At 62.1% G+C, this 25,181-nt stretch carries 28 protein-coding genes, 1 tRNA gene and 1 pseudogene; 22 read left to right on the forward strand and 8 right to left on the reverse strand.

The genetic code is table 11. The features are described from left to right. Positions 1–39 precede the first annotated feature (39 nt). On the forward strand, positions 40–651 hold the full coding sequence (locus JQK15_RS12105) for a hypothetical protein (protein WP_251007717.1): 612 nt from the start codon (positions 40–42) through the stop codon (positions 649–651). A 119-nt stretch (positions 652–770) separates the two neighbouring features. Next, positions 771–1,364 carry an outer membrane protein gene (locus JQK15_RS12110; RefSeq protein WP_214865727.1) on the forward strand — a complete coding sequence of 198 codons (594 nt, stop codon included), beginning with the start codon at positions 771–773 and terminating at the stop codon, positions 1,362–1,364. Positions 1,365–1,435: 71 nt separating this feature from the next. On the opposite strand, the gene JQK15_RS12115 is transcribed toward JQK15_RS12110, so the two are convergent. After that, positions 1,436–1,828: a gamma-glutamylcyclotransferase family protein gene (locus tag JQK15_RS12115; protein ID WP_214865729.1), complete on the reverse strand. Its 393-nt coding sequence runs from the start codon at positions 1,826–1,828 to the stop codon at positions 1,436–1,438. 346 nt (positions 1,829–2,174) lie between these two features. Here JQK15_RS12115 and JQK15_RS12120 point away from each other — a divergent pair, with 346 nt between their 5' ends. Beyond that, positions 2,175–2,360, forward strand: a complete 186-nt coding sequence (locus JQK15_RS12120; RefSeq protein ID WP_004208760.1) for a PspC domain-containing protein — start codon at positions 2,175–2,177, stop codon at positions 2,358–2,360. Between the two features lie 317 nt (positions 2,361–2,677). Here the strand turns inward: JQK15_RS12120 and JQK15_RS12125 are convergent, their stop codons facing one another. Next, positions 2,678–3,427 (reverse strand): DUF72 domain-containing protein, encoded by a 750-nt coding sequence (locus JQK15_RS12125; RefSeq protein ID WP_214865731.1) that lies wholly within the window; start codon positions 3,425–3,427, stop codon positions 2,678–2,680. Between the two features lie 120 nt (positions 3,428–3,547). Here JQK15_RS12125 and JQK15_RS12130 point away from each other — a divergent pair, with 120 nt between their 5' ends. Continuing rightward, on the forward strand, positions 3,548–3,784 hold the full coding sequence (locus tag JQK15_RS12130; RefSeq protein ID WP_214865733.1) for a DUF2061 domain-containing protein: 237 nt from the start codon (positions 3,548–3,550) through the stop codon (positions 3,782–3,784). Between the two features lie 4 nt (positions 3,785–3,788). On the opposite strand, the gene JQK15_RS12135 is transcribed toward JQK15_RS12130, so the two are convergent. Then, complete coding sequence (locus JQK15_RS12135) at positions 3,789–4,463, reverse strand: peptidylprolyl isomerase (protein ID WP_214865989.1); 675 nt, start codon at positions 4,461–4,463, stop codon at positions 3,789–3,791. A 272-nt stretch (positions 4,464–4,735) separates the two neighbouring features. On the opposite strand from JQK15_RS12135, the gene JQK15_RS12140 reads away from it, so the two are divergent. The 16 genes from JQK15_RS12140 (at position 4,736) to JQK15_RS12215 (ending at position 18,895) form a co-directional block, all read left to right on the forward strand. After that, entirely contained in the window at positions 4,736–5,860 is a 1,125-nt protein-coding gene (locus tag JQK15_RS12140) for an 8-amino-7-oxononanoate synthase (RefSeq protein ID WP_017499660.1), read from the forward strand. Beyond that, positions 5,857–6,489: a dethiobiotin synthase gene (gene bioD, locus JQK15_RS12145; RefSeq protein ID WP_214865735.1), complete on the forward strand. Its 633-nt coding sequence runs from the start codon at positions 5,857–5,859 to the stop codon at positions 6,487–6,489. The genes JQK15_RS12140 and bioD overlap by 4 nt, the downstream gene beginning before the upstream one ends. A gap of 107 nt (positions 6,490–6,596) precedes the next feature. Continuing rightward, positions 6,597–8,639 (forward strand): M13 family metallopeptidase, encoded by a 2,043-nt coding sequence (locus tag JQK15_RS12150; protein ID WP_214865737.1) that lies wholly within the window; start codon positions 6,597–6,599, stop codon positions 8,637–8,639. A 205-nt stretch (positions 8,640–8,844) separates the two neighbouring features. After that, a complete protein-coding gene (locus JQK15_RS12155) occupies positions 8,845–9,255 on the forward strand; it encodes a DUF4168 domain-containing protein (RefSeq protein WP_004208769.1) in 411 nt (136 codons plus the stop codon). 113 nt (positions 9,256–9,368) lie between these two features. Continuing rightward, on the forward strand, positions 9,369–11,201 hold the full coding sequence (locus JQK15_RS12160; protein WP_037513092.1) for a cation:proton antiporter: 1,833 nt from the start codon (positions 9,369–9,371) through the stop codon (positions 11,199–11,201). Then, positions 11,198–11,821 carry an OmpA family protein gene (locus tag JQK15_RS12165; protein ID WP_214865739.1) on the forward strand — a complete coding sequence of 208 codons (624 nt, stop codon included), beginning with the start codon at positions 11,198–11,200 and terminating at the stop codon, positions 11,819–11,821. The genes JQK15_RS12160 and JQK15_RS12165 overlap by 4 nt, the downstream gene beginning before the upstream one ends. Before the next feature lie 32 nt (positions 11,822–11,853). Beyond that, positions 11,854–13,143: an adenosylmethionine--8-amino-7-oxononanoate transaminase gene (locus JQK15_RS12170; RefSeq protein WP_214865741.1), complete on the forward strand. Its 1,290-nt coding sequence runs from the start codon at positions 11,854–11,856 to the stop codon at positions 13,141–13,143. 57 nt (positions 13,144–13,200) lie between these two features. After that, positions 13,201–13,419: a translation initiation factor IF-1 gene (infA, locus tag JQK15_RS12175; RefSeq protein WP_003049127.1), complete on the forward strand. Its 219-nt coding sequence runs from the start codon at positions 13,201–13,203 to the stop codon at positions 13,417–13,419. A 12-nt stretch (positions 13,420–13,431) separates the two neighbouring features. Further along, a complete protein-coding gene (locus JQK15_RS12180) occupies positions 13,432–14,019 on the forward strand; it encodes a Maf family protein (protein ID WP_214865744.1) in 588 nt (195 codons plus the stop codon). 49 nt (positions 14,020–14,068) lie between these two features. Then, positions 14,069–15,058 carry a ribonuclease gene (locus JQK15_RS12185; RefSeq protein WP_214865746.1) on the forward strand — a complete coding sequence of 330 codons (990 nt, stop codon included), beginning with the start codon at positions 14,069–14,071 and terminating at the stop codon, positions 15,056–15,058. Continuing rightward, positions 15,048–15,242 (forward strand): DNA gyrase inhibitor YacG, encoded by a 195-nt coding sequence (locus JQK15_RS12190; RefSeq protein ID WP_214865748.1) that lies wholly within the window; start codon positions 15,048–15,050, stop codon positions 15,240–15,242. Before JQK15_RS12185 ends, JQK15_RS12190 begins: the two co-directional genes overlap by 11 nt. A gap of 49 nt (positions 15,243–15,291) precedes the next feature. After that, positions 15,292–15,367: transfer RNA gene (locus JQK15_RS12195), tRNA-Phe, on the forward strand. A 154-nt stretch (positions 15,368–15,521) separates the two neighbouring features. After that, the gene (locus JQK15_RS12200) at positions 15,522–16,736 is read left to right on the forward strand and encodes a tyrosine-type recombinase/integrase (protein WP_214865750.1); all 1,215 of its coding nucleotides are present in this window, start codon (positions 15,522–15,524) and stop codon (positions 16,734–16,736) included. Positions 16,737–16,867: 131 nt separating this feature from the next. Further along, positions 16,868–17,281, forward strand: coding sequence for an MbcA/ParS/Xre antitoxin family protein (locus tag JQK15_RS12205; RefSeq protein ID WP_214865752.1), 414 nt, complete (start codon positions 16,868–16,870; stop codon positions 17,279–17,281). Further along, complete coding sequence (locus JQK15_RS12210) at positions 17,278–17,997, forward strand: RES family NAD+ phosphorylase (protein ID WP_214865754.1); 720 nt, start codon at positions 17,278–17,280, stop codon at positions 17,995–17,997. The genes JQK15_RS12205 and JQK15_RS12210 overlap by 4 nt, the downstream gene beginning before the upstream one ends. Positions 17,998–18,016: 19 nt before the next feature. Next, a complete protein-coding gene (locus JQK15_RS12215) occupies positions 18,017–18,895 on the forward strand; it encodes a 3'-5' exonuclease (RefSeq protein WP_214865756.1) in 879 nt (292 codons plus the stop codon). A gap of 204 nt (positions 18,896–19,099) precedes the next feature. Here the strand turns inward: JQK15_RS12215 and JQK15_RS12220 are convergent, their stop codons facing one another. Together JQK15_RS12220 and JQK15_RS12225 are read right to left on the reverse strand one after the other, a co-directional pair. Continuing rightward, positions 19,100–19,978 carry a hypothetical protein gene (locus tag JQK15_RS12220; RefSeq protein WP_214865759.1) on the reverse strand — a complete coding sequence of 293 codons (879 nt, stop codon included), beginning with the start codon at positions 19,976–19,978 and terminating at the stop codon, positions 19,100–19,102. Next, on the reverse strand, positions 19,963–21,168 hold the full coding sequence (locus JQK15_RS12225; RefSeq protein WP_214865761.1) for a deoxynucleoside kinase: 1,206 nt from the start codon (positions 21,166–21,168) through the stop codon (positions 19,963–19,965). Before JQK15_RS12225 ends, JQK15_RS12220 begins: the two co-directional genes overlap by 16 nt. 77 nt (positions 21,169–21,245) lie before the next feature. On the opposite strand from JQK15_RS12225, the gene JQK15_RS12230 reads away from it, so the two are divergent. Both JQK15_RS12230 and JQK15_RS12235 read left to right on the forward strand, forming a co-directional pair. Then, positions 21,246–22,256, forward strand: coding sequence for a tRNA lysidine(34) synthetase (locus JQK15_RS12230; RefSeq protein WP_214865763.1), 1,011 nt, complete (start codon positions 21,246–21,248; stop codon positions 22,254–22,256). Between the two features lie 130 nt (positions 22,257–22,386). After that, complete coding sequence (locus tag JQK15_RS12235) at positions 22,387–22,818, forward strand: NUDIX hydrolase (protein ID WP_214865765.1); 432 nt, start codon at positions 22,387–22,389, stop codon at positions 22,816–22,818. Positions 22,819–22,883: 65 nt separating this feature from the next. Here the strand turns inward: JQK15_RS12235 and JQK15_RS12240 are convergent, their stop codons facing one another. From JQK15_RS12240 to JQK15_RS26865, 3 genes and pseudogenes are all read right to left on the reverse strand, one after another. Then, on the reverse strand, positions 22,884–24,131 hold the full coding sequence (locus JQK15_RS12240; protein WP_251007729.1) for a DUF8808 domain-containing protein: 1,248 nt from the start codon (positions 24,129–24,131) through the stop codon (positions 22,884–22,886). 147 nt (positions 24,132–24,278) lie between these two features. After that, a pseudogene (locus JQK15_RS26860) lies at positions 24,279–24,572 on the reverse strand (class I SAM-dependent methyltransferase); the annotation flags it as partial. Between the two features lie 152 nt (positions 24,573–24,724). Next, positions 24,725–25,177 carry an excalibur calcium-binding domain-containing protein gene (locus JQK15_RS26865; protein WP_251007718.1) on the reverse strand — a complete coding sequence of 151 codons (453 nt, stop codon included), beginning with the start codon at positions 25,175–25,177 and terminating at the stop codon, positions 24,725–24,727. Positions 25,178–25,181 lie beyond the last annotated feature (4 nt).

Genomic DNA, 25,181 nt, shown 5'->3' on the forward strand with positions numbered 1-25,181 from the left:
GCAGGAGACAGGCAGATGATCGGGAACAGGACGCGGTGGATGACGGGTGCGCTGGTTGGCGCAGGGCTGCTGCTGGGCAGCGTCGCCCCGGCACAGGCCCGGCCCCGCTATGACGATCGCTACTGGCATCACCGCCATGATCGCGGTAATGGCTTCGGCTTTGGCGACGCGGTCGGCATTGCCGCGCTGCTCGGCGCCGCCGTGGTGGTCGCCAATTCCGTCTCCAAGGACCGCAAGGACGCACGCGGCGCTGATACCGACAACCGCCCCTATGCCGACAATGACGCCCCGCCCCCGACCGGCGGCACCGATTATGGTGCGGATGCTGGCAACGCGGATGTCTACAGCCCCGAATCGCCCGCCCGCGCGGATGATTTTTCGGACGTCGCTGCCACCAACCAGAGCAATGACCAGCTGACCGACGCCTGCGCGCTGGCCGCGCGGGACGAGGCGCAGGGCCAGGCCGGCTATGCCGAAATCCGCCACATCGACGAGCCGCGCGCGACCGCCGACGGCTATAATATCGATGGCGAGGTCGAAACCCGCGCCAGCTATCGCGCCACCGAAGGCACCACCCGCCGCTTCACCTGCGCGATGAAGGACGGCCGCGTGGCAGAGGTCTATCTCAGCCGCGACGTGGCGATGCACTGACGCATAGCCACCGGATTGTCTCGCAACGCGAGACAGTCTGGTGCGCCGCCGCCGGCTTATCATGTCCGCCCATTTCCCTATTTCGAGCCCACCTCGAACAAATGGGAAAAGGGATAGACATGATGAGAAACATGATCGGCACAGCGGCAGCCATCGGCCTTGCCCTCGCCTGCGGCACCGCCCATGCCGAAAGCTTCCAGGGCCCCTATGTCGGCGTTCAGGCCGGCTGGAACCGCGACAGCATCGGCAGCGCCAACAGCGATGTCGGCCGTCTTGAGCTGCATGAATCGCGCGACGCCTTCTTCGGTGGCGGATTTGCCGGTTATGATCATCAGCTTACCGACAAGATCGTGGTCGGCGTGGAGGCCGGTTTCGACATCGCCGCCGATGACGCATCCCGCGTCGGCGGATCGCTGATCGATCCCAATTACAGCTTCGATATCGGCGCGCGCGCCGGCTATGTCGTCGGTGGCAACACCCTGCTCTATGTCCGGGGCAGCTACGAGAATATGCGCGCCCGTATCGCGCTCAGCGATGCCAGTGGCACCCTGTCGGGCCATGACAGTTTTGACGGCTGGGGCGTGGGTGCGGGCGTCGAGCGTTTCGTCGCCGACAAGGTCACCGCGCGTATCGAATATCGATATAGTGACCTTGGCGACGGCGGCAAGTTCGACCGGCACCAGACCCTGGTCGGCCTCGCCTATCATTTCTGATCGTCAGCCGGGACGGGCAGGCGCAAGATAGCGCTGCCCGTCCAGAGGCCAGAGCCATCCATTCCAGCGGATCAGCGCGCCACCAGATAATCGCCGCTGGTGATCACTCGATGTCCGGTAACGGACAGGGCGTACAGATAGACCCAGGCCGTGACAGGCCCATCGGGCGTTTCCACGATGCAGCGTTCGCGGCGATATTCATGGGGCAGCGGATCGTCGGACGTGCATTCTTCATAGGCGTCGAGCCGCGCCAGCAGCGCCTCCGCTTCGGACAGTGCGAACAGGTCGCCACGCACGCGCCCCGCCTCCCCCGGCACGAAACCGGGATAATCCGCCACCTGATAGAGTTTCCCGCCGGTCCAGCCCGCCCCGATCCACTCGGCGCGATCGGCAAGCCAATGCGCCATCGGCCCGTCAAAGCCCGGTCGCAGCGTGCCATAAACGAAAAGCAACGGCCTTTTCATTGCCAACCTGCAACTTTCACCGATTGACGGCAAATTTTCCCAATCATCGGATTTTTTCGCATAGCGAAAAAATCGGCGACTGAGGAAAACGCACCGATTTCCGCCAAAAATCGAAACTGGCACGCCGCCTGCAATATCGTCTGGCATCAAGGCCGGACGGTCCGGCCAGGAAATATCTAGGGAGTGAGTATCATGTCCATCGCCAAGTTTCAGAGCGTCGCCCTCGCCTTTGTCGGCGCCGTCATCTTCGCCAGCCTGTTCGTCGGCGCGGCGGTTCCGGTTGCCCCGATCGCCTGATCGGGCAACCGCCCTTTTCCCACCCCAAATAATATTGAAGGCCAGATCCATGAACAACAGCTTCACCCTCGACCGCCGCAACGCGAAGATCATGGGCGTGTGCGCCGGCATCGCCAACCGCACCGGGCTGGATGTCACGCTGATCCGCGTTGCCCTGGTGCTGCTGACCCTGTGCGCCCTGGGCCCGATCGGCGTCGTGGCCTATCTGCTCGCCGGCTGGCTGGCCGAGGGTTGATCCCTCGCCGCCACCGGAAGGCAGAGTTTCCGGATACAAAAGCGCCGCCCCGGCATATGCCCTGGGCGGCCTTTTTATGCCCCGCATTGGCGGGACAAGGATGAGCGCGATCTGCGCTTAAGCGTACAGCACCGAGTAGAAGGTCAGCATCTGGACGCTGACCGCAACCACCAGCGCAGTCGCCTGAAAGGCCTGACGCATATTGGACTCCATCATTGGAACGACATCCCGGATCGGGATGCAGCGCCATATGATGATTTCACATCATTGTAACAATCGCAAAGCCTGACATGCCAATTGCATCAAACGCAATTATGTCACAGCTGTTGCTCCAGAGCCATGATGGTCGCGCGCGCCGCCGCCGGGTTCCGGACCTTGGCGCCGCCAATGTAGAAGAGATAGGCGTCGCCCTGCGCCGCCTGCACCTTTGCGCGATCAGACCAGCCGGCGATGTCCGTCGCGGCATAGCCGGTCTCCTCGTCCTCCCGGCTGCGCATCAGTCGGCTGTAGGAAAAACCGACATCATGGCCGGTGATTGCCGGATAGTCGTCATGGTCGGCCAGCACCACCGCCGCCCCCGCGTCGCGTGCCAGCGCCAGGAAGGCCGGGTCATCGAAGCTCTCGTGCCGCACCTCCAGCGCATGGCGCAGCGCCACGCCATCGACGCTGGCCGGCAATAGTTTCAGGAAGGCGCCGAAATCATCGGGATCGAATGTCTTGGTCGGCATGAACTGCCACAGGATCGGCCCCAGCCGGTCGCCCAGTTCGACGATCCCCTGATGGACGAATTTCTGGATCGACTCGCCCGCCTCCGCCAGCACGCGGCGATTGGTGCAGAATCGTGACGCCTTGACCGCAAACTGGAAGCCGTCGGGCACGGCCTGCGCCCAGCCGGCAAAGGTCGCCGGCTTCTGTCTGCTATAATAGGTCGCGTTGATTTCCGTCGCGGTCAGTTGCACGCCGACATAGGCCAGTTCATCCTTCTGGCGCATGCCGGCGGGATAGAAACTGCCGCGCCAGGGTTCATAGACCCATCCGCCGATGCCGACCCTGATCCGTCCCGTCATGAAGATCCTCCCTGCGCCATATTGATCGCCCGGAACGATCAGAGCCAGCGGGAAAAGCCATTGGCGATTATTGCGAACAATTCTTAATTATCGAGCGACAGCTTTCAAAGGGGTTTCGCCATGTCGCTCGATCTCATCAAGACCGCCACCTATTTGTCGATCCACCTGACCGTGGGTTTCACCGTCGCCTATCTGATGACCGGATCGGTCGCGCTGGCCGGCGGCATCGCGCTGGTCGAACCGATGGTCAATGCGGTCGCCTTCTTCTTCCACGAACAGGCCTGGAAGCGCTTCGCCGCCCGGCCGCCGCGCAATGCCGGACGCGACTGGATGCGCGGTCAGGCAGCGATCGCCTGATCCCTCACTTCTTCGGGCGCGGCTTGGCGCGCGGAATCAGCCAGGGCTTCACCTTGCCGGTCGGCCGCGCCTGTCCGTCCAGCCGTCGCACATGCCGGATGGTGATCGGCTTGACGATCATCTGCCCGCGCATCGGCCCCGTGCCGCAACAGGTCGGCACCGCCAGGATGCGGCGCACCGCGTCCATGCCGGCCACCACATGGCCAAAGGCGGCATAGCCGATCGAACTGCCCTGCGCGTCCATCCTCGGCGTCGGCCCTACCGTGATGAAGAAATTGCCCGATGCAGAATTGGGCCTGTCGGGCCGGGCCATCGACAATGTCGCGTCGAGATGCCTGATCCCGGTCTGGCTGGTCGGCTCATGCCGGACCGGCGGCAAGGCCCGGCGCAGGTCGGTGTCGATCCCCCCCTGGATCAGGCCATATTTGGGATCACTCTTGCGCCGCGCCGCCCGGTAGAAGACCGTACCGTCGAGCCGCTGGTCATCGGCATAGGCCAGGAAATTGGCGCTGGTCAGCGGCGCCCGGCGCTGGTCGACCGCTACGATGATCGTGCCGACCGATGTATCGATCGCCACCCGCGTATAGCCGGGGGTCGGCCGATTGGCAGGCTGGGCATGGGCCAGACCGGGTAACAGGGCGAACAGGAAAACGGCAAGACGGCAGGCAACGGAACGCATCGACACGGGAACACTCGTGGGGAAGAGAGGATGCCGAGGCTATCGACCGCGCAGCGCCGACGCAACCGAACAACAGGGCACCTGCCCTTTGCCAATATGCCGCTTATGCTGTCCTACAGCATGTCACCGCCCTATATTGCCCGGCCTCGGCGATCGAACAGATTTGTAACGAAATTTCCCACATTTGAATGAAGATGACAAAATGTGCGGGAAATGTGCGAAGTTAAGCGCTTGCTTGCCCGGCTCGGGGTGGGGGCCTATAGCCCGCAGCCATGAGCAGCGAACCCTTCCGCACGCAACTCGCAGCGCTTGAATCGCGGGGGCGCCTGCGCCACCTGATCCCTCGCGCCGGGCGTGATTTTGCCTCCAACGATTATCTCGGCCTCGCGTCCGATCCGATGATCGGCCAGGCTGTTGCCGATGCCGTCGCGCGCGGCGTGCCGGTCGGCTCGGGCGGCTCGCGTCTGCTGCGCGGCAATGCCCCCGAACATGAAGGGCTGGAGGCCAAGGCTGCGGAATTTTTCCGCACCCAGGCGTCGCTGTTCCTGGCCAATGGCTTTCTCGCCAACATGGCGCTGTTCGCGACCCTGCCACAGCGCGGTGACCTGATCGTCGCGGACGAGCTGATCCATGCCAGCGTCCATGACGGCATCCGCCTGTCGAAGGCGACCGCGGTCTTCGCCCGTCACAATGACCTGCAGAGCTTTGCCGACCTCATCACCGCCTTCCGCGCCGAAGGGGGCAAGGGCCGGATCTGGATTGCGGTCGAAACGCTCTATTCGATGGACGGCGACATGGCGCCGCTCGGCGATCTCGCCAAGCTGGCCGCTACCCATGATGCGATGCTGTTGCTGGACGAAGCGCATGGCACCGGCGTCTTCGGCCCCGGCGGGCGTGGCCTGTCGGCCGGCCTCGACGGGCTGCACAATGTCATCACCCTCCACACCTGCGGCAAGGCGATGGGCGTGGAGGGCGCGCTGATCTGCGGCCCGCGCATCCATATTGACTATCTCATCAACCGCGCCCGGCCCTTCATCTTCTCGACCGCGCCCTCGCCGCTGATGGCGGTCGCCGCCTCCGCCGCGATCGACCGGATCGAGACCGCCGACAATCGCCGCGACCGGCTGGCCACATTGCGCCAGGATGCGGTCGAGGCGATCTGCGCGCCGCTCGGCCTGCCCCGTCCGCGCAGCCAGATCATCCCGCTGATCCTGGGCGAGGATGCGCGCACCATGGCCGCCGCCGCCGCCTTGCAGGAGGCCGGCTTCGACGTGCGTGGCATCCGCCCGCCGACCGTGCCCGCCGGCACCAGCCGCCTGCGCATCTCGCTCTCGCTCAATGTCGGGCGGGCTGATGTGATCGCGCTGGGCGACGTGCTGCGCCGGGTCGCCCGATGACCCGCCTGATCGTTACCGGCACCGATACCGACATCGGCAAGACCGTCTTCGCCGCCGGCCTCGCCGCGGCGCTCGGCGCCTATTATTGGAAGCCGATCCAGGCCGGCGTCGATCCGCAGGGCGACAAGGAACGGGTCGCCACCCTGTCCGGTCTGCCGACCGAACGCATCCTGCCCGAAGCCTATCGCCTTGCCACGCCCGCCTCGCCGCATCTTGCCGCGCGGATCGACGGCGTCGACATCTCGCTCGATCGCCTGGCGCTGCCCAGGGTCGACGGGCCGCTGGTGGTCGAAGGGGCCGGCGGCGTACTGGTGCCGGTCAGCGAAAGCCTGCTGATGGCGGACCTGTTCGCCTATTGGGGCCAGCCTGCGATCCTGTGCGCCCGCACCGGCCTTGGCACGATCAACCACAGCCTGCTCAGCATAGAGGCGCTGCGCGCGCGCGGCGTCCATGTCGTCGGCATCGCCTTCATCGGCGAAGCGCATGAGGAGAATGAGCGGATCATCCCGCACATCGCCGGCGTGCCCAGCCTGGGGCGCCTGCCGCTGCTCGATCCGCTCGACCGGGACAGTCTGGCGGCCGCCTTCAGGGCGCACATACACCTTCCCGATAATTTCAACGGCCGATAATTTTCGACCAACGACATGGACATGCCGCTTTGACGGGCGTTGAACTGCCCGCCAGAACGGACAGAGCGAATGACGTCCGATCCAGACGAAGCAAGGGAATAGCCTTCATGAAGTTCCTCCTGATGGGCGCTGCCGCCACCGGCCTCGCGCTCGCCGCGACCGTGGCCCATGCCGACCAGCCCGCCACCACGACCGCCGCTGCCCCGGCCGCCAAGCCGACCTATGGCACATACGGCTTCGACACCGCCGGCATGGACAGCTCGGTCAAGCCCGGCGACGATTTCTATGAATATGCCAATGGCACCTGGCTGAAGAACACGCCGATCCCGGCGGACAAGTCCAACTATGGCGCCTTCACCGTGCTGGATGAACTGTCGCAGAAGCGCACCCGCGAGATATTGGACGGCGCCAAGACCGATCCGAACAGCAAGATTGGCGTCGCCTATGCGACCTATCTGGACTCGGCGGCCGTCGAGGCGAAGGGCCTTGCCCCGATCAAGCCCTGGCTCGCCGAAATCGGCGCGGTCAAGGATCTGAAGGCCTATGCCGCCCTGTCCGGCAAGGCGGCGCGCGCCGGCGTGCGCGGCCCGTTCCGCTTCTATGTCGGCCAGGACGACAAGGATCCCGAAACCTACATCCTCTCGATGATGCAGGGTGGCCTGGGTCTGCCCGACCGCGACTATTATCTCGACCAGGGCGAGAAGATGGCGGCGATCCGTACCGCTTATGTCGCCCATCTCGAACAGATGCTGACCTTGCTGGGCGAACCCAATGCCAAGGCGCGCGCTGCCGCGCTGATGGCGTTCGAGACCGAGATCGCCAAGGTCCACTGGACCCAGGTCGACAGCCGCGACGCGGACAAGACCTATAACAAGATGAGCCTAGCCGCGCTGCAGAAGGCTGCGCCCGGTTTCGACTTCGCCGCCTATTTCGGCGCCGTCGGCCTCAAGCCCACCGACCTGCTGGTGGCCCAGCCGTCCGCCGTCACCGGCGAGGCCGCGCTGATCGCGAAGGCGCCGATCGGCGTGCTGAAGGACAGCCTGCTGCTGCGCAGTGTCCACAGCTATGCCGATTATCTGCCCGACAGCATCGCCAGCGCCGATTTCGCCTTTTTCGGCACCACCCTGTCGGGCACGCCCGAGCGCGAGGAACGCTGGAAGCGCGGCGTCACCTTCCTCAAGGAGTCGCTGGGCGAGGAAGTCGGCAAGGTCTATGTCGCCAAATATTTCCCGCCCGAAACCAAGGCGGCGATGGACCAGCTGGTCAAGAATGTCCTGTCGGCCATGGGCCGTCGCATCGATGGCCTGCCGTGGATGAGCGACGAGGCCAAGGCCCGCGCCCACAAGAAACTGGCCGCCTTCACGCCCAAGATCGGCTATCCCGATCGCTGGCGCGACTATAGCGGCCTGACCATCAAATCGGGCGACCTGTTCGGCAATGCGATGCGGTCGAACCAGTTCGACTTCGACTATAATATCGGCAAGCTGGGCAAGCCCATCTATCGCTGGGAATGGGGCATGACCCCGATGGAGATCAACGCCTATGCCAATTTCGGCATGGTCGAGATCGTCTTCCCGGCCGCCATCCTGCAGCCGCCCTTCTTCGATCCGCATGCCGATCCGGCGGTCAATTATGGCGGCATCGGCGCGGTGATCGGCCATGAACTCAGCCATCATTTCGACGACCAGGGCGCGAAATATGACGAGACCGGTAAGCTCAACCAGTGGTGGACCGATCAGGACGTCGCCAATTTCAAGGCACTGACCGCCAAGCTCGGCGCCCAATATGACGCCTATGAGCCCTTCCCCGGCGCGCATGTGAAGGGCGCCTTCACCATGGGCGAGAATATTGGCGATCTGGGCGGCCTGGCCGTCGCGCTCGACGCCTATCATGCCTCGCTGGGCGGCAAGGCCGCGCCGGTGATCGACGGCATGACCGGCGACCAGCGCTTCTTCCTGGGCTGGGCACAGGTGTGGCGTCGCAATTATCGCGAAGCCAATCTGCGCCAGCGCCTGGTCACCGATCCGCACGCGCCGTCGCAATATCGCGCCGACATCGTGCGCAATTTCGACGCTTGGTATGATGCGTTCAAGCCCGCGCCGGGCGGCAAGATCTATCTCGATCCCAAGGATCGCGTGAAGATCTGGTAAGCAGAATCGGAGAAGGGCCGCTCATCGGGCGGCCCTTTTTCGTTGCGGCATGGAAATGAGGGCCGCGACCGATCGTTTCCCCTTCGCGGCAGGCTGACGGGAACTTTTCCGCCATCTTTCTAATGCCACGCTTCATCCTGTCCGGACTTTTCCCGCGCCTGCTTTGTCCACAGCTTTGGCCGGTAGCAAAGCCAAGGAGAAGCACATGACGGGTCTCAACCTTTCGAACATCATCAAGACCGGTGTCGCGTCTGTCGCGCTGCTGGCAGCCTATTCCGTGTCGGCGCAGACGCCTGCCGCCCCCGCAGCATCGGCCCCCGCCGCTGGCGCCAGCAACTTCAGCGACGCCGACATTAAGCAGTTCGCGGCTGCCGCCGTAGAAGTAACCAAGATCCAGTCGGACAATGCGATTGCCGCCGCGGAAAAGCAGCCCAAGATGTTGGCTGCGCTGCAGTCGAAGGGCATTCCGCCTGAAAAGTTCAACGCCATCGGCCAAGCTGCCGCCGCCGACCCGGCCCTGCAGCAGCGGATTCAGGCCGCCGCCGGCACGCCGGCACCAGCCGCGCCCGCCAGCCCGGCGACCCCGGCTGATCCGGCAACCCCGCCGCAGCAATAAGCATATTTGCCATGGGAATGGCGGGTTCTCCCTTGCCCGCCATTCCCGTTCTGCGATCCGGTTCCCCAGATCGTTGAAAATAAAGGGGGTGACCATGGCGGCTTCGCCTGTCTATGGTCCCGGCCATGCATGAACAGGCCCTTGTAATCGCGCTGATCGGCATATTGGGCATCGGCGCCCAATGGATTGCCTGGCGCACCGGCTGGCCCGCCATCGCCCTGATGCTCGCCGCCGGCGTCATCGGTGGCCCGGTGACCGGCCTTATCGATCCCAAGCTCACTTTTGGCGAACTGCTTGAACCCATGGTGTCGGTGGCGGTCGCCCTGATCCTGTTTGAAGGCGGTCTCAGCCTCAATTTCCGCGAATTGCGCAAGACCGACGGCGCCGTCACCCGGCTGGTAGTGCTGGGCGCGCCGATCGGATGGATATTGGGCGCGCTCGCCCTTTATTATGTCGCGGGCCTCGTCTGGCCGGTTGCGATCCTGTTTGCGGGCATTCTTGTGGTGACCGGGCCGACCGTCGTGCTGCCGCTGCTGCGGCAATCCAACGTTGCCGCCCGGCCGCGCGCGATCCTCAAATGGGAAGCGATCGTCAACGATCCGGTTGGCGCGCTGCTCGGCCTTGCCACCTATGAATATCTGCGCCGGTCGAGCGAGGGCAGCACGCTGGCGGCCGTCATCCTGTCGCTGGTCGCTGCCGCGATCATCGCCGGCCTGATCGGCTGGCTCGCCGCCCGCGCGATCGGCTGGGCGTTCCAGCGCGGCCATGTGCCGGAATATCTGAAAGCGCCAATCCTGCTGGTCGCCGTGATCGGCGTGTTCGTTCTCTCCAACCTCATCCAGGCGGAAACTGGCCTTGTTACCGTGACGGTGATGGGTGTCGCGCTCGCTAACATGAAGTTCGATTCCCTGCGCGACATCCAGCCATTCAAGGAAAATGTGACCGTCCTGTTGATCTCGGGCGTGTTCGTGATCCTGTCGGCTTCACTCGACCTTGATGTGCTGCGCCAGTTCGAATGGCGCTTCCTGGCCTATCTGCTGGTGCTGCTGTTCGTCGTCCGCCCGGCGACGGTGCTGCTCAGCCTCGCTTTCTCGCCGGTGCCCTGGAACGAACGGCTGCTGGTCGCCTGGATCGCGCCACGCGGTATTGTCGCGGTCGCCATTTCCGGCCTGTTCGCGCTGCGTCTCGACCGGCTAGGCTATGGCGACGGCGCGATCCTGGTCACCCTGTCCTTCTCGATCGTGGTTGCGACCATCCTGTTCCATGGCTTCTCGATCAAGCCGGTCGCCCGGCTGCTCAAGGTTACCGGTGCGCAGGACAAGGGCCTGCTGCTGGTCGGCGCCACCCCCTTCAGCCTCAGCCTTGCCGCCCAGCTGCGCCAGCTGGAGGTGCCGGTGATGATCGCCGACAATAGCTGGCAGCGTCTGGCCCCCGCCCGCCATGGCGGCATCCCGACCTATCATGGCGAGATATTGGCGGAGGCGACCGAGGAGCGGCTGGACCTGGCCCAGTTCCAGGTGCTCGCCGCCACGTCGGAAAATGAGGCCTATAACGCGCTCGTCTGCAACGAGTTCGCGCCGGAAGTGGGGCGCGACAATGTCTATCAGCTGGGCGACGCCAGCGACGATCATGATCCGCGCGCGCTGCCGGAATCGCTGCGCGGCCGCGCGCTGTTCGACTCCGGCCTCGGCGTCGAGGAAATCATGATCCGCGAGGATGCCGGCTGGACCTTCCGCAAGACGCGGATCAGCGACCAGTTCGATTTCGAGGCGGCCAAGGCCGACCTGCCGGCCGATGCCGACATGCTGCTGCTGCTCCGCAAGAACGGCACGATGCGCTTCTTCACCCATGCGTCGCGACCGACGCCACAGCCGGGCGACACGATCCTGTCCTATGTGCCGCCCGCATCAAAGACCCGCAAGAAACCGGAAGGAGAGGAGGAATGAGGAAGCTCGCCCCCGCGCTGGCCCTGTGCGTCATGCTGGCTGCCTGTGATCGGCCCGCAGGCAATGCTGTCGACAATGCCGTCAACGCGGCCAATGCGTCCGATAATGAGATTGCGGCCAACGAATCTGGCAATGCCGCAGAGCCGGTCCGTTCGATCCTGCGCCCCGAAGTCGCCGAACCCGAAGTGCCGAAGATCGAACCGCTCGACGCCACCATCGCCTTTGGCACGTCCGGGCTGAAGCTGGACGATGCCGCCCGCGCCGCGCTCGATACGCTGGTCGAAACCCCGGCGATCAAGACCGGCGGGGCGATCACGCTGCGCGGCCATAGCGACAGCAAGGGCAATGACGGCGACAATCGCGTGGCATCGCGCATCCGGGCCGAGGCGATCGAGGCCTATCTTGTCGAAAAGGGCATCGCCAAGGATCGCATCAGCCTGATCGCGCTGGGGGAAGCCCGGCCGGTCGCCCCCAATGCCAAGGAAGATGGCAGCGACGATCCCGAAGGCCGAGCGAAGAATCGCCGGGTGGACATCCATGTCGCGGTGCCCACGGTCGTGGTGCCGACGGCGGCCGTGTTGCCCAGCATCTCGCCGGTGGATCGCAAGGACAAGCCATAGCCTTGGCCGCCGATCGGGCGTAGGGGACGCCGATGACCTCTCCTGTCTGGCACCCCTTCACCCAGCATGGCCTCAACGAGCCCATCCCCCATGTCGTCCGGGCGGAGGGCGCGACCCTCCATCTGGCCGATGGCAGCAGCCTGATTGATGGCATTTCCAGCTGGTGGGTGACGACCCATGGCCATTGCCATCCGCGCATCGCCGCCGCCATCGCGCGCCAGGCCGGACAGCTCGATCAGCTGATCTTCGCGGGCTATACCCATGAACCAGCCGAGGCGGTCGCGCGCGGCCTGGTCGATCTCATGCCACAGGCGCCGGGGCGCGATCGCCTCGCCCATGTCTTCTTTTCCGACAGCGGATCGACCGCAGTGGAAGTCGCGCTCAAGATGGCGCTCGGCTACTGGCATAATCGCGCGCTCGACGGGCTGGACGAGGCGCGCAGCCGCATCCTAGTGCTGGAACATAGCTATCATGGCGATACGATCGGGGCGATGTCGATCGGCGAGCGTGGTGTCTACAATGCCGCCTGGACGCCTCTGCTGTTCGATGTCGGCACCATCCCCTTCCCACATCCCGGTCGCGAGCAGGAGACGCTTGCCGCATTGGAGACGGCCTGCGCCGATCACCCGGCCGCCTTCATCGTCGAACCCCTTATCCTGGGAGCCGGGGGGATGCTGATCTATCCGCCCCATGTGCTGCGGGCGATGGCCGATATCTGCGCGCGCCACAATGTGCTGTTCATCGCGGACGAGGTGATGACCGGCTGGGGCCGCACCGGCACCCTGTTTGCCTGCGAGCAGGCCGGCGTGGTGCCCGACATCATGGCGGTGGCCAAGGGGATTACCGGCGGCGCCATCCCGCTCGCCGCGACGCTGGCGACCCCGCGCATCTTCGAGGCGCATCGCTCAACCGACCGGGCGCGTCTCTTCTACCATTCCTCCAGCTACACCGCGAACGCGATCGCCTGTGCCGCTGCTGCCGAAAATCTCGCCATCTGGGCCGAGGAGGATGTGCGCGGACGAATTGCTGCACTGGCGCAGGGCATCGCCGATCGGCTGTCCTCGCTGGCCGGCCACCCCGCCTTCGCCAACCCGCGCCAGATCGGCACGATCATGGCGATCGACCTGATTGCGGCCGACGCTGGCTATCTCTCCGACCTCGCGCCGCGCCTGCGTGCCTTCTTCCTGGAACGCGGCCTCTTGCTAAGGCCGCTGGGCAACACCATCTACCTCATGCCGCCCTATTGCATCGATGCGCAGCAGCTCGATGCCGTCTTCGCGGCCCTCGTCGCAGCCGGTGATTATTTCGGTTCTGCGTCCTGACTTCCATTTTCCACGTTTTGGCGCTATGGCGGCGCGATTTTTCGATTCTGGGATATTATGGCCAAAGAAGAACTGCTTGAAATGCGCGGACAGGTTGTGGAGCTTCTCCCCAACGCCATGTTCCGCGTGCGCCTTGAGAATGATCATGAAATTCTCGGCCACACCGCTGGCAAGATGCGCAAGAACCGCATCCGCGTGCTGGTCGGTGACGAAGTGCTGGTCGAACTGACCCCCTACGACCTGACCAAGGGTCGGATCACCTACCGCTTCAAATAAGCCGCATTTTCGATGCGACTCATTCTAGCTTCGGCTTCCCCCAGACGGCGTGACCTTCTGGGGCAGATTGGCGTGCTTCCTGATGCCGTCGATCCTGCGGACATTGACGAAACCCCGCGCAAGGCCGAACTGCCGGCCGCCTATGCTGCGCGTGTCGCCGCCGAAAAGGGCGCGCTGGTTGCCGCCCGTCATCCCGGCGCGCTGATCCTGTCGGGCGATACCGTGGTGGCCGCCGGCCGCCGCATCCTGCCCAAGGCGGAAAGCGAGGCGGAGGTCCGCGACTGCCTCGACCTGCTGTCGGGGCGCCGGCATCGCGTCTACAGCGCCATCACCGTGATCGACGCTGCGGGCGTGGCACGGCATCGCCTGTCGACCAGCATCGTTATCTTCAAGCGGCTGGAGCGTAGCGAGATCGATCGCTATATTGCCAGCGGCGAAGGGCTGGGCAAGGCGGGTGGCTATGCCATTCAGGGCCGTGCCGCGGGCCTCATCCGCAGCATCCAGGGTAGCCATAGCGCGATCATGGGCCTGCCGCTTTACGAAACCCGCACGCTGCTTGAGGCAGCGGGCTATCCACTGGACCGTCGGGATTTCGAGTGAGATGGTACATTTCACGGCTCGGAAATCACGACAAGTAGGTAACTGAACGATGGCCGAATGGCTTTATGAAGAAGGCATTGGCGAGGCCCGTGCCGCGCTGATCGAAAAAGGGCGCATCGTCGAGGCGCTGATCGAGCGCGAGGGCGAGGTTGCCCGTGCAGGTGCCATCCTTCAGGGCCGTCTGGTCCAGACCATCATTCCGCGCAAGCGGGGCGTCGTGCGCCTGATCTCGGGCGAGGAAGTGCTGATCGAGCCGATCCCGCCCAAGGTGGCCGAGGGCGCCAATGTGCTGGTCGAGATCTTCCGCGAGGCGATCGCCGAGGAAGGCCGGGGCAAGCGCGCCAAGGGCCGCATCGCCCCGGCCGGTTCCAAGGTGCATCCTGGTCCCAGCCTGCTGCAGCGGCTGCGCGCCACCGATGTCGCCATCCGCCCCTGTCCCGCGCATGAGGAGGACAGGCTCGAAGCCCTTGGCTGGAGCGAGCTGATGGAGGAAGCGGTGACCGGCGAAGTCGGTGCCGAGGATGCGGCGCTGCGCATCTTCCTGACCCCCGCGATGATCCTGATCGACATCGACGGCAGCCTGCCGCCGGCACAGCTCGGCCCCAAGGGCGCGAAGCTGTCGGCCCAGGCAATCCGCCGCATGGGGCTCGCCGGCTCAATCGGCATCGACCTGCCGACCATGAACAACAAGGATGAGCGCATCGTCGCGGCCGCGCAGATCGACAAATATCTGCCGCTGCCGTTCGAGCGGACGGCGGTCAACGGCTTCGGCTTCGTCCAGATCATCCGCCGCCGCGAACGCGCCAATCTGATGGAACTGCTGCGCGAGGATCCGGTGCTGACCGCCGCGCTGGCGCTGCTGCGCCGTGCCGAACGGCATGGCACCGGCGGCGCGGCGACGATCACCGCGGCGCCGGCGATCATCGACCTGCTGCACAAGCGCTCCGACTGGATCGAACAGCTCGCGCGCCGTCGTGGTGGCGAGGTCACGCTGCGCGCCGATTCCGCGCTGTCGCTGGCGGCCGGCCATGTCGCCTAAGGCTGGCGCCTGCCCGGTTTGCGGCCAGCCGGCACAGCCGGAAACCCGCCCCTTCTGCGGCAAGGGATGCCGCGATCGCGACCTGCTGCAATGGCTGGGCGAGGGCTATCGCGTGTCCGGCATGCCGGGCGACGAAGCCCTGCAAAAAAATGATAATTATGGGCTGGACAGCGAGCCGGATTGACGCCTATAGGCACGCCTCCATCCGGCGGTCACCTCCGCCGAGACCCGATGCCCGGGTAGCTCAGTTGGTAGAGCATGCGATTGAAAATCGCAGTGTCGGCGGTTCGAATCCGTCCCCGGGCACCATTTCCCTTGATTTTCCTGTCCATAGCCGTCCGGAATCGATGGTATATTTTGGCCGGTTTGTGGTATCTCGTCCACCGCTGTCCGGGCGTGTACCTTGCTACCCGGATGCGCGAACGGTAGTTTTCTCGGTATCGAAACCGGGAAAATCAACGTCATGCTTACCGATGCCGCCATCCGTAAAATCGGGCTCCGCGAGAAGCCGTTCAAGGTCGGCGACATGCACGGGCTCTATCTGCTCGTGATCCCGAACGGCGCCCGCTACTGGCGCTGGAATTTCTCGCATGGCGGCAAGAAGCAGACGCTATCGCTCGGGGTCTATCCCGAAGTCTCGCTCAAGGAGGCGCGCGAGAAGCGCACCGAGGCCAGCAAGCTGCTTGAGCGGGGAACGAACCCCACCACCCACAAAAGGCTTCAGCGCGCCTTGGCGCTCAACGGCGGGGACAGCTTCGGCGCAGTTGCCCAAGAGTGGCTTGCAAAGCTGGAGGCCGAGGGGCGTTCGGCCGCCACCATGGAAAAGATGCGCTGGCTTCTGCGCTACGCCGAGCCGATCATCGGCGAGCGGCCGATCGGCGAACTGACCGCCCCGGAGTTTCTTGCGGTCCTGCGCACGGTCGAGGTGAAAGGGCGTTACGAATCAGCGAGGCGGCTGCGGACGACATGCGGCAGCATCCTGCGTTACGCCATTGCGACCGGCCGCGCGCAGCGCGACGTCACCGCCGATCTGCAAGGCGCGCTCATCACGCCCAAGGTGACGCATCGCGCCGCGATCACTGATCCCGGCGGGGTCGGCGAGTTGCTGCGCGCTATGTGGGGCTATGAGGGCCAGCCGGCCGTCGAGATCGCCTTGAAGGTCGGCGTTCACACCTTCGTCCGGCCTGGCGAGCTGCGTCACGCGGAATGGTCGGAGTTCGATCCGGATCTGGCCATCTGGACCATTCCGGCCGAGAAGATGAAAATGGGGCGCGAGCATCGCGTGCCGCTGTCCACGCAGGTCATGGACTTGCTGGAGGCGCTCTACCCGATCAGCGGCCACTCGAAATATCTGTTCCCCAGCATTCGCGACCCGAGGCGGCCGATGTCCGAGAATACGGTCAACGCAGCGCTTCGGCGGTTGGGCTATGACAAGACGCAGATGACCGGACATGGCTTTCGCGCGACCGCCAGCACCCTGCTCAACGAGAGCCGCAAATGGCATCCCGACGCGATCGAACGCCAGCTGGCGCATGTCGAAGGCAACGATGTCCGGCGTGCCTATCTGCGCGGCGAGCATTGGAATGAGCGCGTCAAGATGATGCAATATTGGAGCGACTATCTCGATCAGCTTCGAGCTGCCGAGAAGGTGATCAAAGCGAGGTTTGGGCGGCGCTAAGGGGCAAAGCGGCGGCGCATCCTATGCGATTGAGCGCATAAACGATGTTTATGCGAAATAGAGCATAGGCGGCAGGTGAAATTTGCCATTTGGCAGTAAATCCTATATATCATGCCATATGGAGGCGCGTTATGGCTATGCTGCAGCCCATTGAGACGGTCCCAGCTCCGTTCCGGCCGGAACCCGTCACCCAGGAAGAAGGCGGTGCGATGTTTCGCGCGGCCCTCAATCTGTTCGCCAAATGGGGTGTCACGGACGAGCAGGCTGCTGTTCTAACAGATATGCCGGTTCGCAGCTTCCGTCGCTGGAAAGCAGAAGGGCCGGGCCGCATTTCGCGCGATGGGCTTGCCCGGCTCTCCAACCTCATGGGCATCCATAAGGCGCTCCGCATCATCTTTCAGGAGCCGCAGCGGGGCTATGACTGGATCAAGACACCCAATGCGGCCTTCGAGGGCGCAAGTGCGCTGGCGGTCATGCTGGGGGGCGAATTGACCGACATCATGCGGGTGCGGCGCTATCTCGACTCGGAGCGCGGTGGCTGGTGACGGGAATTGCGGTGCCGCCGGTCAACAGGGTCGAATGGGAAGGCGCGGTCAGGATCATCCGCAGCATTTATCCGCCCATCGATCTGTTCGAGGATATTGCAGACCCTGCCGATTGGCCTCTCCTCATATCGGCTGAGCAGAAGACGAACCCGCGCATCATGACGTCGATCGGGAACATCGAGCTTGTCCCTCCGGAGCGGCGGATCGGTGGCGTGGGCGCATCCTATCTGATGGCGTCGTTCACCCATGTAAGCCTCGATCGACCGAGCCGATTCTCGGACGGAAGCTATGGCGTTCTCTATGTCGCCCACAGCTATGAAACCGCTTTGTTCGAGACGATTCATCATCATGCCCGGTTCATGGCCAGGACGGGAGAGCCGGCCGGATGGACGTCACAATTCCGAGAAATTGTCCTGAAGGTCGATGCTGAGCTGCATGATCTTCGCGGCGGTGACGAGGATTTTGGTGCCTGTCTTGATCCGGAGAGCTATGGGGAGGCTCAGCACCTCGCTGCCAGCCTGCGTTTTTCAGGGTCGGATGGCATGGCCTATCCGAGCGTGCGACAGGCTGGCGGCGAATGTGTCGCGCTTTTTTATCCGGACTGCGCGTCCAATCCCATTCAGGGCCGGCACCTCGACTATCATTGGGACGGGCGGCGGGTCGATCTCGTTCGAGACGCAAGCAATGGGGCGGTTTTCAGGGTGGTAGAGGGTTGATGGCGAGGATCATCGCGAGATGAACACCATCATGCCCGATCGCCATTCGCAGGCGGCTGATTTCCTGAGCACGCACCCTGACTATCGCGTGCAGCGTCGTCTTGTGCCTGTGACTCATTTTCATGAAGCGGACCCGCTTGCCTCCAGCCGGATCGGCGTGGCGATCGATGTGGAGACGACCGGCCTCAATCGCGAAACCGATCGAATCATCGAATTGGCCGTTCAGCGTTTCCGGTTCGATGATCGCGGGCGGATCGTCCAGGTCGGGATGCCCCGGGTTTGGCGTGAAGACCCAGGAATTCCGATTGATCCAAAGATTACCAAGCTCACCGGCCTCGCGGTGGACGATGTCGCTGGACAGGCGATCGATGAAGTGATGGCTGTGGATATTCTATCGTCCGCCGACATCATCGTCGCCCACAATGCTGCCTTTGACAGGCCGTTTGTGGATCGGCGTCTCCCGGCCATTGCTGGCAAACCCTGGGCCTGCTCAATGGCCGAGCTGGACTGGCTTGAGCTGGGGTTCGAGGGGCGCGCGCTCGCGCACCTCGTCTCGCAATGCGGCTGGTTCTATGAGGGACACAGGGCCGAGAATGACATTCTTGCGCTGCTGTATCTGCTTTCCCACGGACTGCCGGATGGAGAGACGATCCTGGCAAAGCTCATCGCCTGTTCGGAGCGGCCGACATATCGCGTAAATGCCGTCGATGCGCCATTTGACGCCAAGGACCGGCTGAAATCTCGCGGCTATCATTGGGATGCCGCTCTACGTTTCTGGTGGAAAAGCATCGGCGAACAGGAGCACGACGCCGAGCGCTACGGGCTGCTGAGCGACATCTATGGCGGATATGGGGAGCCAGCCTTCATTCCTGTGACGGCCTGCGAGAGGCATCGCTGACCCCAACCAGACTCGATGATGGTACCATAGGCAGTCTCATCTGTTCTGACTGGGACCAGAAGATGTAGCAAAAGCTCAGTGATAGCCGTCAGCTGCCGTAGCTTTTGTCACATCTGGTCGGCCTTCTCAGCGCCCCCCCCATGCAGCGGCCCCATTCGGCTCTGGCATCCTGATGCATGGAAAGGAACAAGTCCTTCTGCAGCTTCAGAAGCTAGGCTTATGCGGGCCTTCAGCGACACGGTCAGCAAGAACGCGAGCCAAAGCCAATCGCTTTGTGTATGGTTCGAGAGTTTCACGCCATAACTTCTCAGCCTTAGATGAGAAAAACTCATGACGATCACAATGAACGACCAGAGTTCCGCGTAAACCGAATTCATCATCGACCACAGGCCAAATCACCGATGATTTTATCCTAGTCTTCTGGCCAGGATAAAGTTCCTTGTATCCGGTGCCATCTGTTGATTCGATAAATCGCGGTGTCCGGTTCACATCCTGATACAGGAGATCAGTTTCGGTGCCAGAGTAGGCCTTGGAATTCGCTTTGCGGCCTGCCAGACTTTTTGGCGCGCGACCATCACGATTTGCCCAAGCGGCAATGGTGATCTCGTCGTCCCCAAGAGAGCGGGTCATAAAGGTTACTTCGAACTCAACGTGGTCGCTGACACTCACCTTGAACCCGTATTCAGTCTCGAGCGTGTCGTAAAGGTCTTGGCAAGCGCTGAACATCATACTGATCACGGCCTGCGCCAATTCAGGGGCTCCCGGGCGTAATTGCCGTGCCAAGCTGATGTACTGGCCGATCTCACGGTTGAGAGTTTGATAGCCGCTGCGATGTGTCGCGTATTCCCGCTCAAGCCTGACGCGGTCCGCGCGACTAAGGGCATCGATCGCGGTCGCCACTAGTGCCATTATTACGCAGGCGACCAGCCCCCCGGAGACAAGTAACCAGAAACGTGCGTTACTGCTGGCGTCTGCGGTGACGAGGTTGACGATAACAGCGGAGGCGTAGCTAACCACTGCTACGACAACCGCTTGCCAGATCGCCGACCGCTCGCGAAACGCCTTAATTATCTTCCCACCCATCTACCGCCCCACGTCATTTTCGTTAGAGGATCAATCTGTTTGACAGCCGTCGTTAGCGTACCAATAGATTTAGCCGAGATAGTGGCGACACCTTGCAATGCTGCCATACCTTGGCCAAAGAAGCTGGTCGGATCTCGTGAGCTGAGCATGATCAAGCTCGGCTTGCCAAGGCCAAGAGCGTAGGCGAACTCCGCATGACTGCCGAAGCTCTCCGCGATCAAACCAATAAAGCAGTCCGAATCCTCCACCGCCGCCAAACACCTCCTTGCGACTTCACTGCTTGAAAGAGAGCGCTTTCCCCAGCGATTAATGTCGCGATGCGGCAGCAGCACTTCATGGCCATGGTCTTCGATCGCACGAGCGAGCGCGGTCAGTTTCCTGCGGTAGGCAACTGGGATGTCCTCGGTGGAACCATCTCCGTCGAAAAGATAGCCCTCATCAGACGATGCCCTCACCTTCATCGTGGCGCGTGCAGTGAAGGGCGCAGCAAGATATACTCGCCGCTTACGGAGCAAAGACGGTCGTGACGCAGCGTCCTCAAAATCTGGTTCGCCGTGTTCAGCGAACAGATCCAACTGGTTGGAGCGTGCGCGCGTCAATTCCTGATCGATCCGCCGAGCTAATTCTCTTGCATTTGCTTCGTCGCGGTAGTCGGTTTCTAGCGTGTTGATGACCAAAATCGGGATAGACTGTTTTCCAATCCATGCCCGGAGACGAGAATCAAGCTTTTCAAGATGGTCATCCGGATAAGATGCTTGATAACTACGAGGGCGCGCAGCTAATCGATCTCGACATGCGGTGACCGGACAATCGCATAATACAATTAACGATGGCTGCTCTAGTCGTTGCCGCAAGTCGGCCGCTAGTTGACGAAGCAATTCTATACTTCGGCTATCAATAGTTCCATCATCATGAAAACGCTCTGCAAATACTGCAATTTCTTCGTCAAATGAGCGGTCGAGAATAAATAGCTTGCCGCGTTCCATCCCTTGGCGCACCTCGTCGTGTTTGTGGACTATGAAAGAGATTTGCGCTTCTGTCGTCCACCTTTGCGGTTCGCGAAACAGGTCCTCGATATAACTCCTGTTATACGAACGACGAGGGTAGAGTTCGCAGGCGAATGCTTTGGCTAACCCTTGAGCAACAGTTGTTTTTCCGGATCCGAGATTGCCTGAGACCGCGATATGCATATATATCCCCCGCGACCTTGTAATCAGACGTTGATCAAAATGTCACGCAACTACATTTATATTTTCTGAGGCGGGTAATGAATCAATCGCAAGCCTTAGATCGAGTGGTTCAGGCCACGGAAGCAGCGCTTGCGCGCTTTCCAGCCATTTGGGCACCAGGCGCAACGCTCGCGTTTTCTGGCGGGAAGGATTCCATTGCCTTAGCAAGCGCCATGGCCGCCATGGGCCGCAAAGTCCGGTTGCGTGCCGTGGACATGGGTTACGCTAAGGACTGGAAATATCGCATTGAGCGATTGGCTGCTGCACTCGGTCAACCTGTTGACATCCTCACGGTCGCCGATTTGGTACACGATGATTTAACCGAACCCGGCATTAGACGCGACCTCGCTGTCAGGCGCGCCTTCCTTGATAGCTCTGATGCTTCCAGTTCTATAGTAACCCCTTGCACCAACTGCTACAATTGTAAAATCCTTTCGTTGGTCGATATTGCACGACACGAAGTACCTACGATTTTGTTCGCCCATCATGCCACCGACGCAGTATCATCATTTCTTAAGTCAGCTTTGATGCATATTGACCGATGGCAGGGTGACAATCTTGTCTTTGAGCGCAGCCGGTTTCGTGAGCTTGGGATGCGCATCGCTCTAGAGCTGCGCGGGGGCAGTCAGCTCCAAATAGACAGCCTCACCGACTTATTATTTCAAGGCAAAGCGCACACCTCCGAGCCTCCTGTCGAACGGCGTTCGTTACAAGGTCAATCCTACACCATTGGACGCCCTATGTTCTTCCTTGAGGAAGAGGCAACCACAGCTCTCGTCGGAGCACTTGGGATTCCCGCAGAAAGTTCAGGCTGCGGCCACAGCCTTTCGACTTCCACCCGGACGCCGCGAGAGATCGTGCATTACGAATTACTGCCGCTAATTGCTGAAACCGTGGCGGGTCGGCAGGCAATCCAACATCTCTTGGATATTCTGGCGGCGAAACTCAACAAAGATGGAACGACGCAGGCCGACGCTCGACAATCGCGGCATGTGACGCTTGGAACAGCCTACAAGGGTGGACCGGAGACTTTGGCGGATCGCCTCTAGCTTGATTGCTATGGTCGAGAAGAAATTCTTAGGGAGAGCGAGTCTCCGTGCAGCAATTGAGGCCAGACGATCTTGCGCCTGCCGCGAGGTAATGTAAGCTAGCCTAACTCTTGAGTTCCAAGGGGCAGACATGGTCGAAACCGCCGATCCAAGCGAACGCAGCCCTGACACCGTCGCTCTTATGGTTGCTGACGACGAAGATCGACTTCTCGTCTTTTGGCATACCAAATACCGTTTCTGGACGGTGCCTCTAGGCAAGGTTGAAATCGGCGAGGGCGACATACATGCTGCCAAGCGAGAAGCATACGAGGAACTAGGCATCATCTCGCAGAACATCGAACTATTCGATAAAATTCATAAGCCAGCTAACTTAGACGATTATTCGGATATAATGATAGCGCTATGCCGTGTTACTAACTATACTGGCAAAGTAGCCAATCTTGAACCTGACAAGCACGGCAGTCTTCAGTTTTTAAATCCATCAGATATCTTTAATCTGCACCCACTTTCCTATCCGACCAAAGTCATCGCTGCTCGACTCACAGAAACGCTATTCGATTGATTTTAAATATGCCGAACTGCAAGTTTATAATCCATGATTGATCCCTCCGATATTGCTCGGATGGTTTAAAGCTGCCTTAGTGTAATAAAGTTCATATTTGATGATGTGGCGCTTAACGTCCATTCCGGCACCCGCTGATCCTGTAAAAGACGCAATCTGCGCCAATCTAACGCTGAATAAATATCACCAAGGTTGCCGTGACCAGCGACCGGCAACGCGGCGGAAACTTCGCGCTCAAACCTCGCGCTCAAAGCATCGTCGGTGAGATAGGCCTCCTCCCACCAGCTGATGATCCGATCTCGACTGTCCGCAAAGATTGCTGCGGATGGCAGCCTGTCTCGCTTCTGGTGCTGATTTACCTTTCGGTCGCAAGGGCCGAGGTTCCAAAGATCGCTGCACGGCCATGCCGCCCAAGGCAGGCAATGGTCGATGTCCAACCGCGTCAGCGGCAGCTTCTGGCCGGTCCAGATGCATTCAAGCTGGCGATCGCTTCGAGAAATTCGTTCTGCGGCAAGGCGAGCGATCGACGTGCTGCGAACCGGCTCGCGCCATTCCAGGGCGGCTTCCGCCATTCCCGGCGGAACGGGAAGGCTCATCCGTTCGGCGTAGGTCCGCATGAGGCGGCTCCATTCGGCGACGAGCATCGGCTCGATCCAGGCGCCGAAACGGGACAGGGCACGCCAGAGATGGCCAGGCACAACCAGCGTCCCCCAAGCTTGGAGGCGTGTGAGATCAAGTTCCATCCCGGTTGCTTTCGTTCGGCGCTGCCGGGCAACTTCGAATACCCGCTGATCGCTGTTCGGGAACCGTGTGAAATTGGCCGGCATCGCTGCGATCGTGGATGCGGCCTCGTTCACCGCCGCAAGGATGGCTGTGGCACGATCGGGGTCGAAGACAGCGCCGACGCGCAATTCGGCTGGATCGGTGGCGTCCGCCAGCAGTCGGCGGAATCCTGCCTTGGCAAAGCCAAGGCGGTCTGGTCCACTATTCTTGGGCAGTTGCGGAAGGCCCAGCCTAACCAAGGGCAGGTACATCCGGACCCAATAGAGGGCGACCAAGCCGAGCGGCAGTTCAACGGCGTCCGGTTGATCGGGCGCGGGAAGTGCCGCCGCCGGCGACTGTTCGGCGACGCGGGCCACAGCGCGCAGCAGTCCAAGCTTATAGGTTGAGGATTTTTCATCGCCGAGAACGATGCCCCGGACGAGCGGTAGCGCGCCGGTCCCGTCATCGGGCATGCGAAGGGCAACGCCTGTCCAGCTGACGCCATCCCGCCCTTGCAGATCGTTCGATGCCTGAACTTTCAGCACTTCCATGCCATGCGCACGCGCCAGGCCTTCGATCTCTCCGCTTGAGGTCGGATGCATAGGGCGATCGGCAGGGGCAGGGCCAACGCGGAGCGTCATGGCGAGGACGCCGCCGGGCCGAAGGAGCGTCACCAGTTTGCGAAAGGCCCGCGCGCGATCGTCCGGAGCGATGTGCTGCCAAACCGCCGAAATCGTAATGAGGTCGAAGGATAGCGCCAGTCGGTGGACCTGATCGAGAGAGGGCAACCGATCGTCGAGCCACCGAATGCCGTCGGCTGGCTTGGTTGCGGCGTGAAGGCGAAATCCTTCCGCCGGTTCCACTGCAACGACATCGAAGCCAAGGCTCCGCAGCCATCTTGCATCTCGCCCTGAGCCTGCGCCGACGTCGAGCGCGAGGCCGGATGACGGAAAGAGAGGTTGGAGCGCGTGAAATGCCGCGCCAGACGGCAAAGCGTCATAGCGCTCTGCAAGTTCATGGGCCGCATCATGATAAGCGGCGATCGTCTGATCGTAGCTGTTCAGCGTCGTCCCCCGGTTCGGACTGCCTCAATAGCTTGAAGCGGTTCGTTGGCCAATCGTGATGTCCGTTTGACGATTGGGGGTTAGCGTTGCCCGCGATAGGGTTCGCACGCGATGCCGTCGCCATCGCCATCCATGTGCGGGCCATAGCCGGGCTGGCCGGCATAAAGCGGTGCGGCTCCGGCCGCACGGGCGGCGCGGCAGTTGGGATAGGACCAGCTGCTCCCGCTTGTCTTTGCTGGAGCGGCTTGTTGAGGAGCTACGGCGCCAGACGACGGCTGTTGAGCATCCAGCTCCGCCGCCGACATCATGTGCGGCGGGGTATAGGGAATCGCCTCGACCGATTGGCTTTGCTCCGTCATCACTGGAGCATCGCGATCCCGCATGAAGAATGATCCGGCCCCCACGGCGGCGACCAGCATGGTGCCAGCGGCCAATTTCGCGGCGAGCGCCTCTTGGCGGCGCTTGAGCCTCTGCGCAGCATAATGGCCGCCATGGCGAACGGGAACGGCGCGGAAGGGCTTCTTGAACGACATGGGG

It is taken from the genome of Sphingobium sp. BHU LFT2 (assembly GCF_018604485.1).
Lineage (GTDB): Bacteria > Pseudomonadota > Alphaproteobacteria > Sphingomonadales > Sphingomonadaceae > Sphingobium > Sphingobium yanoikuyae_A.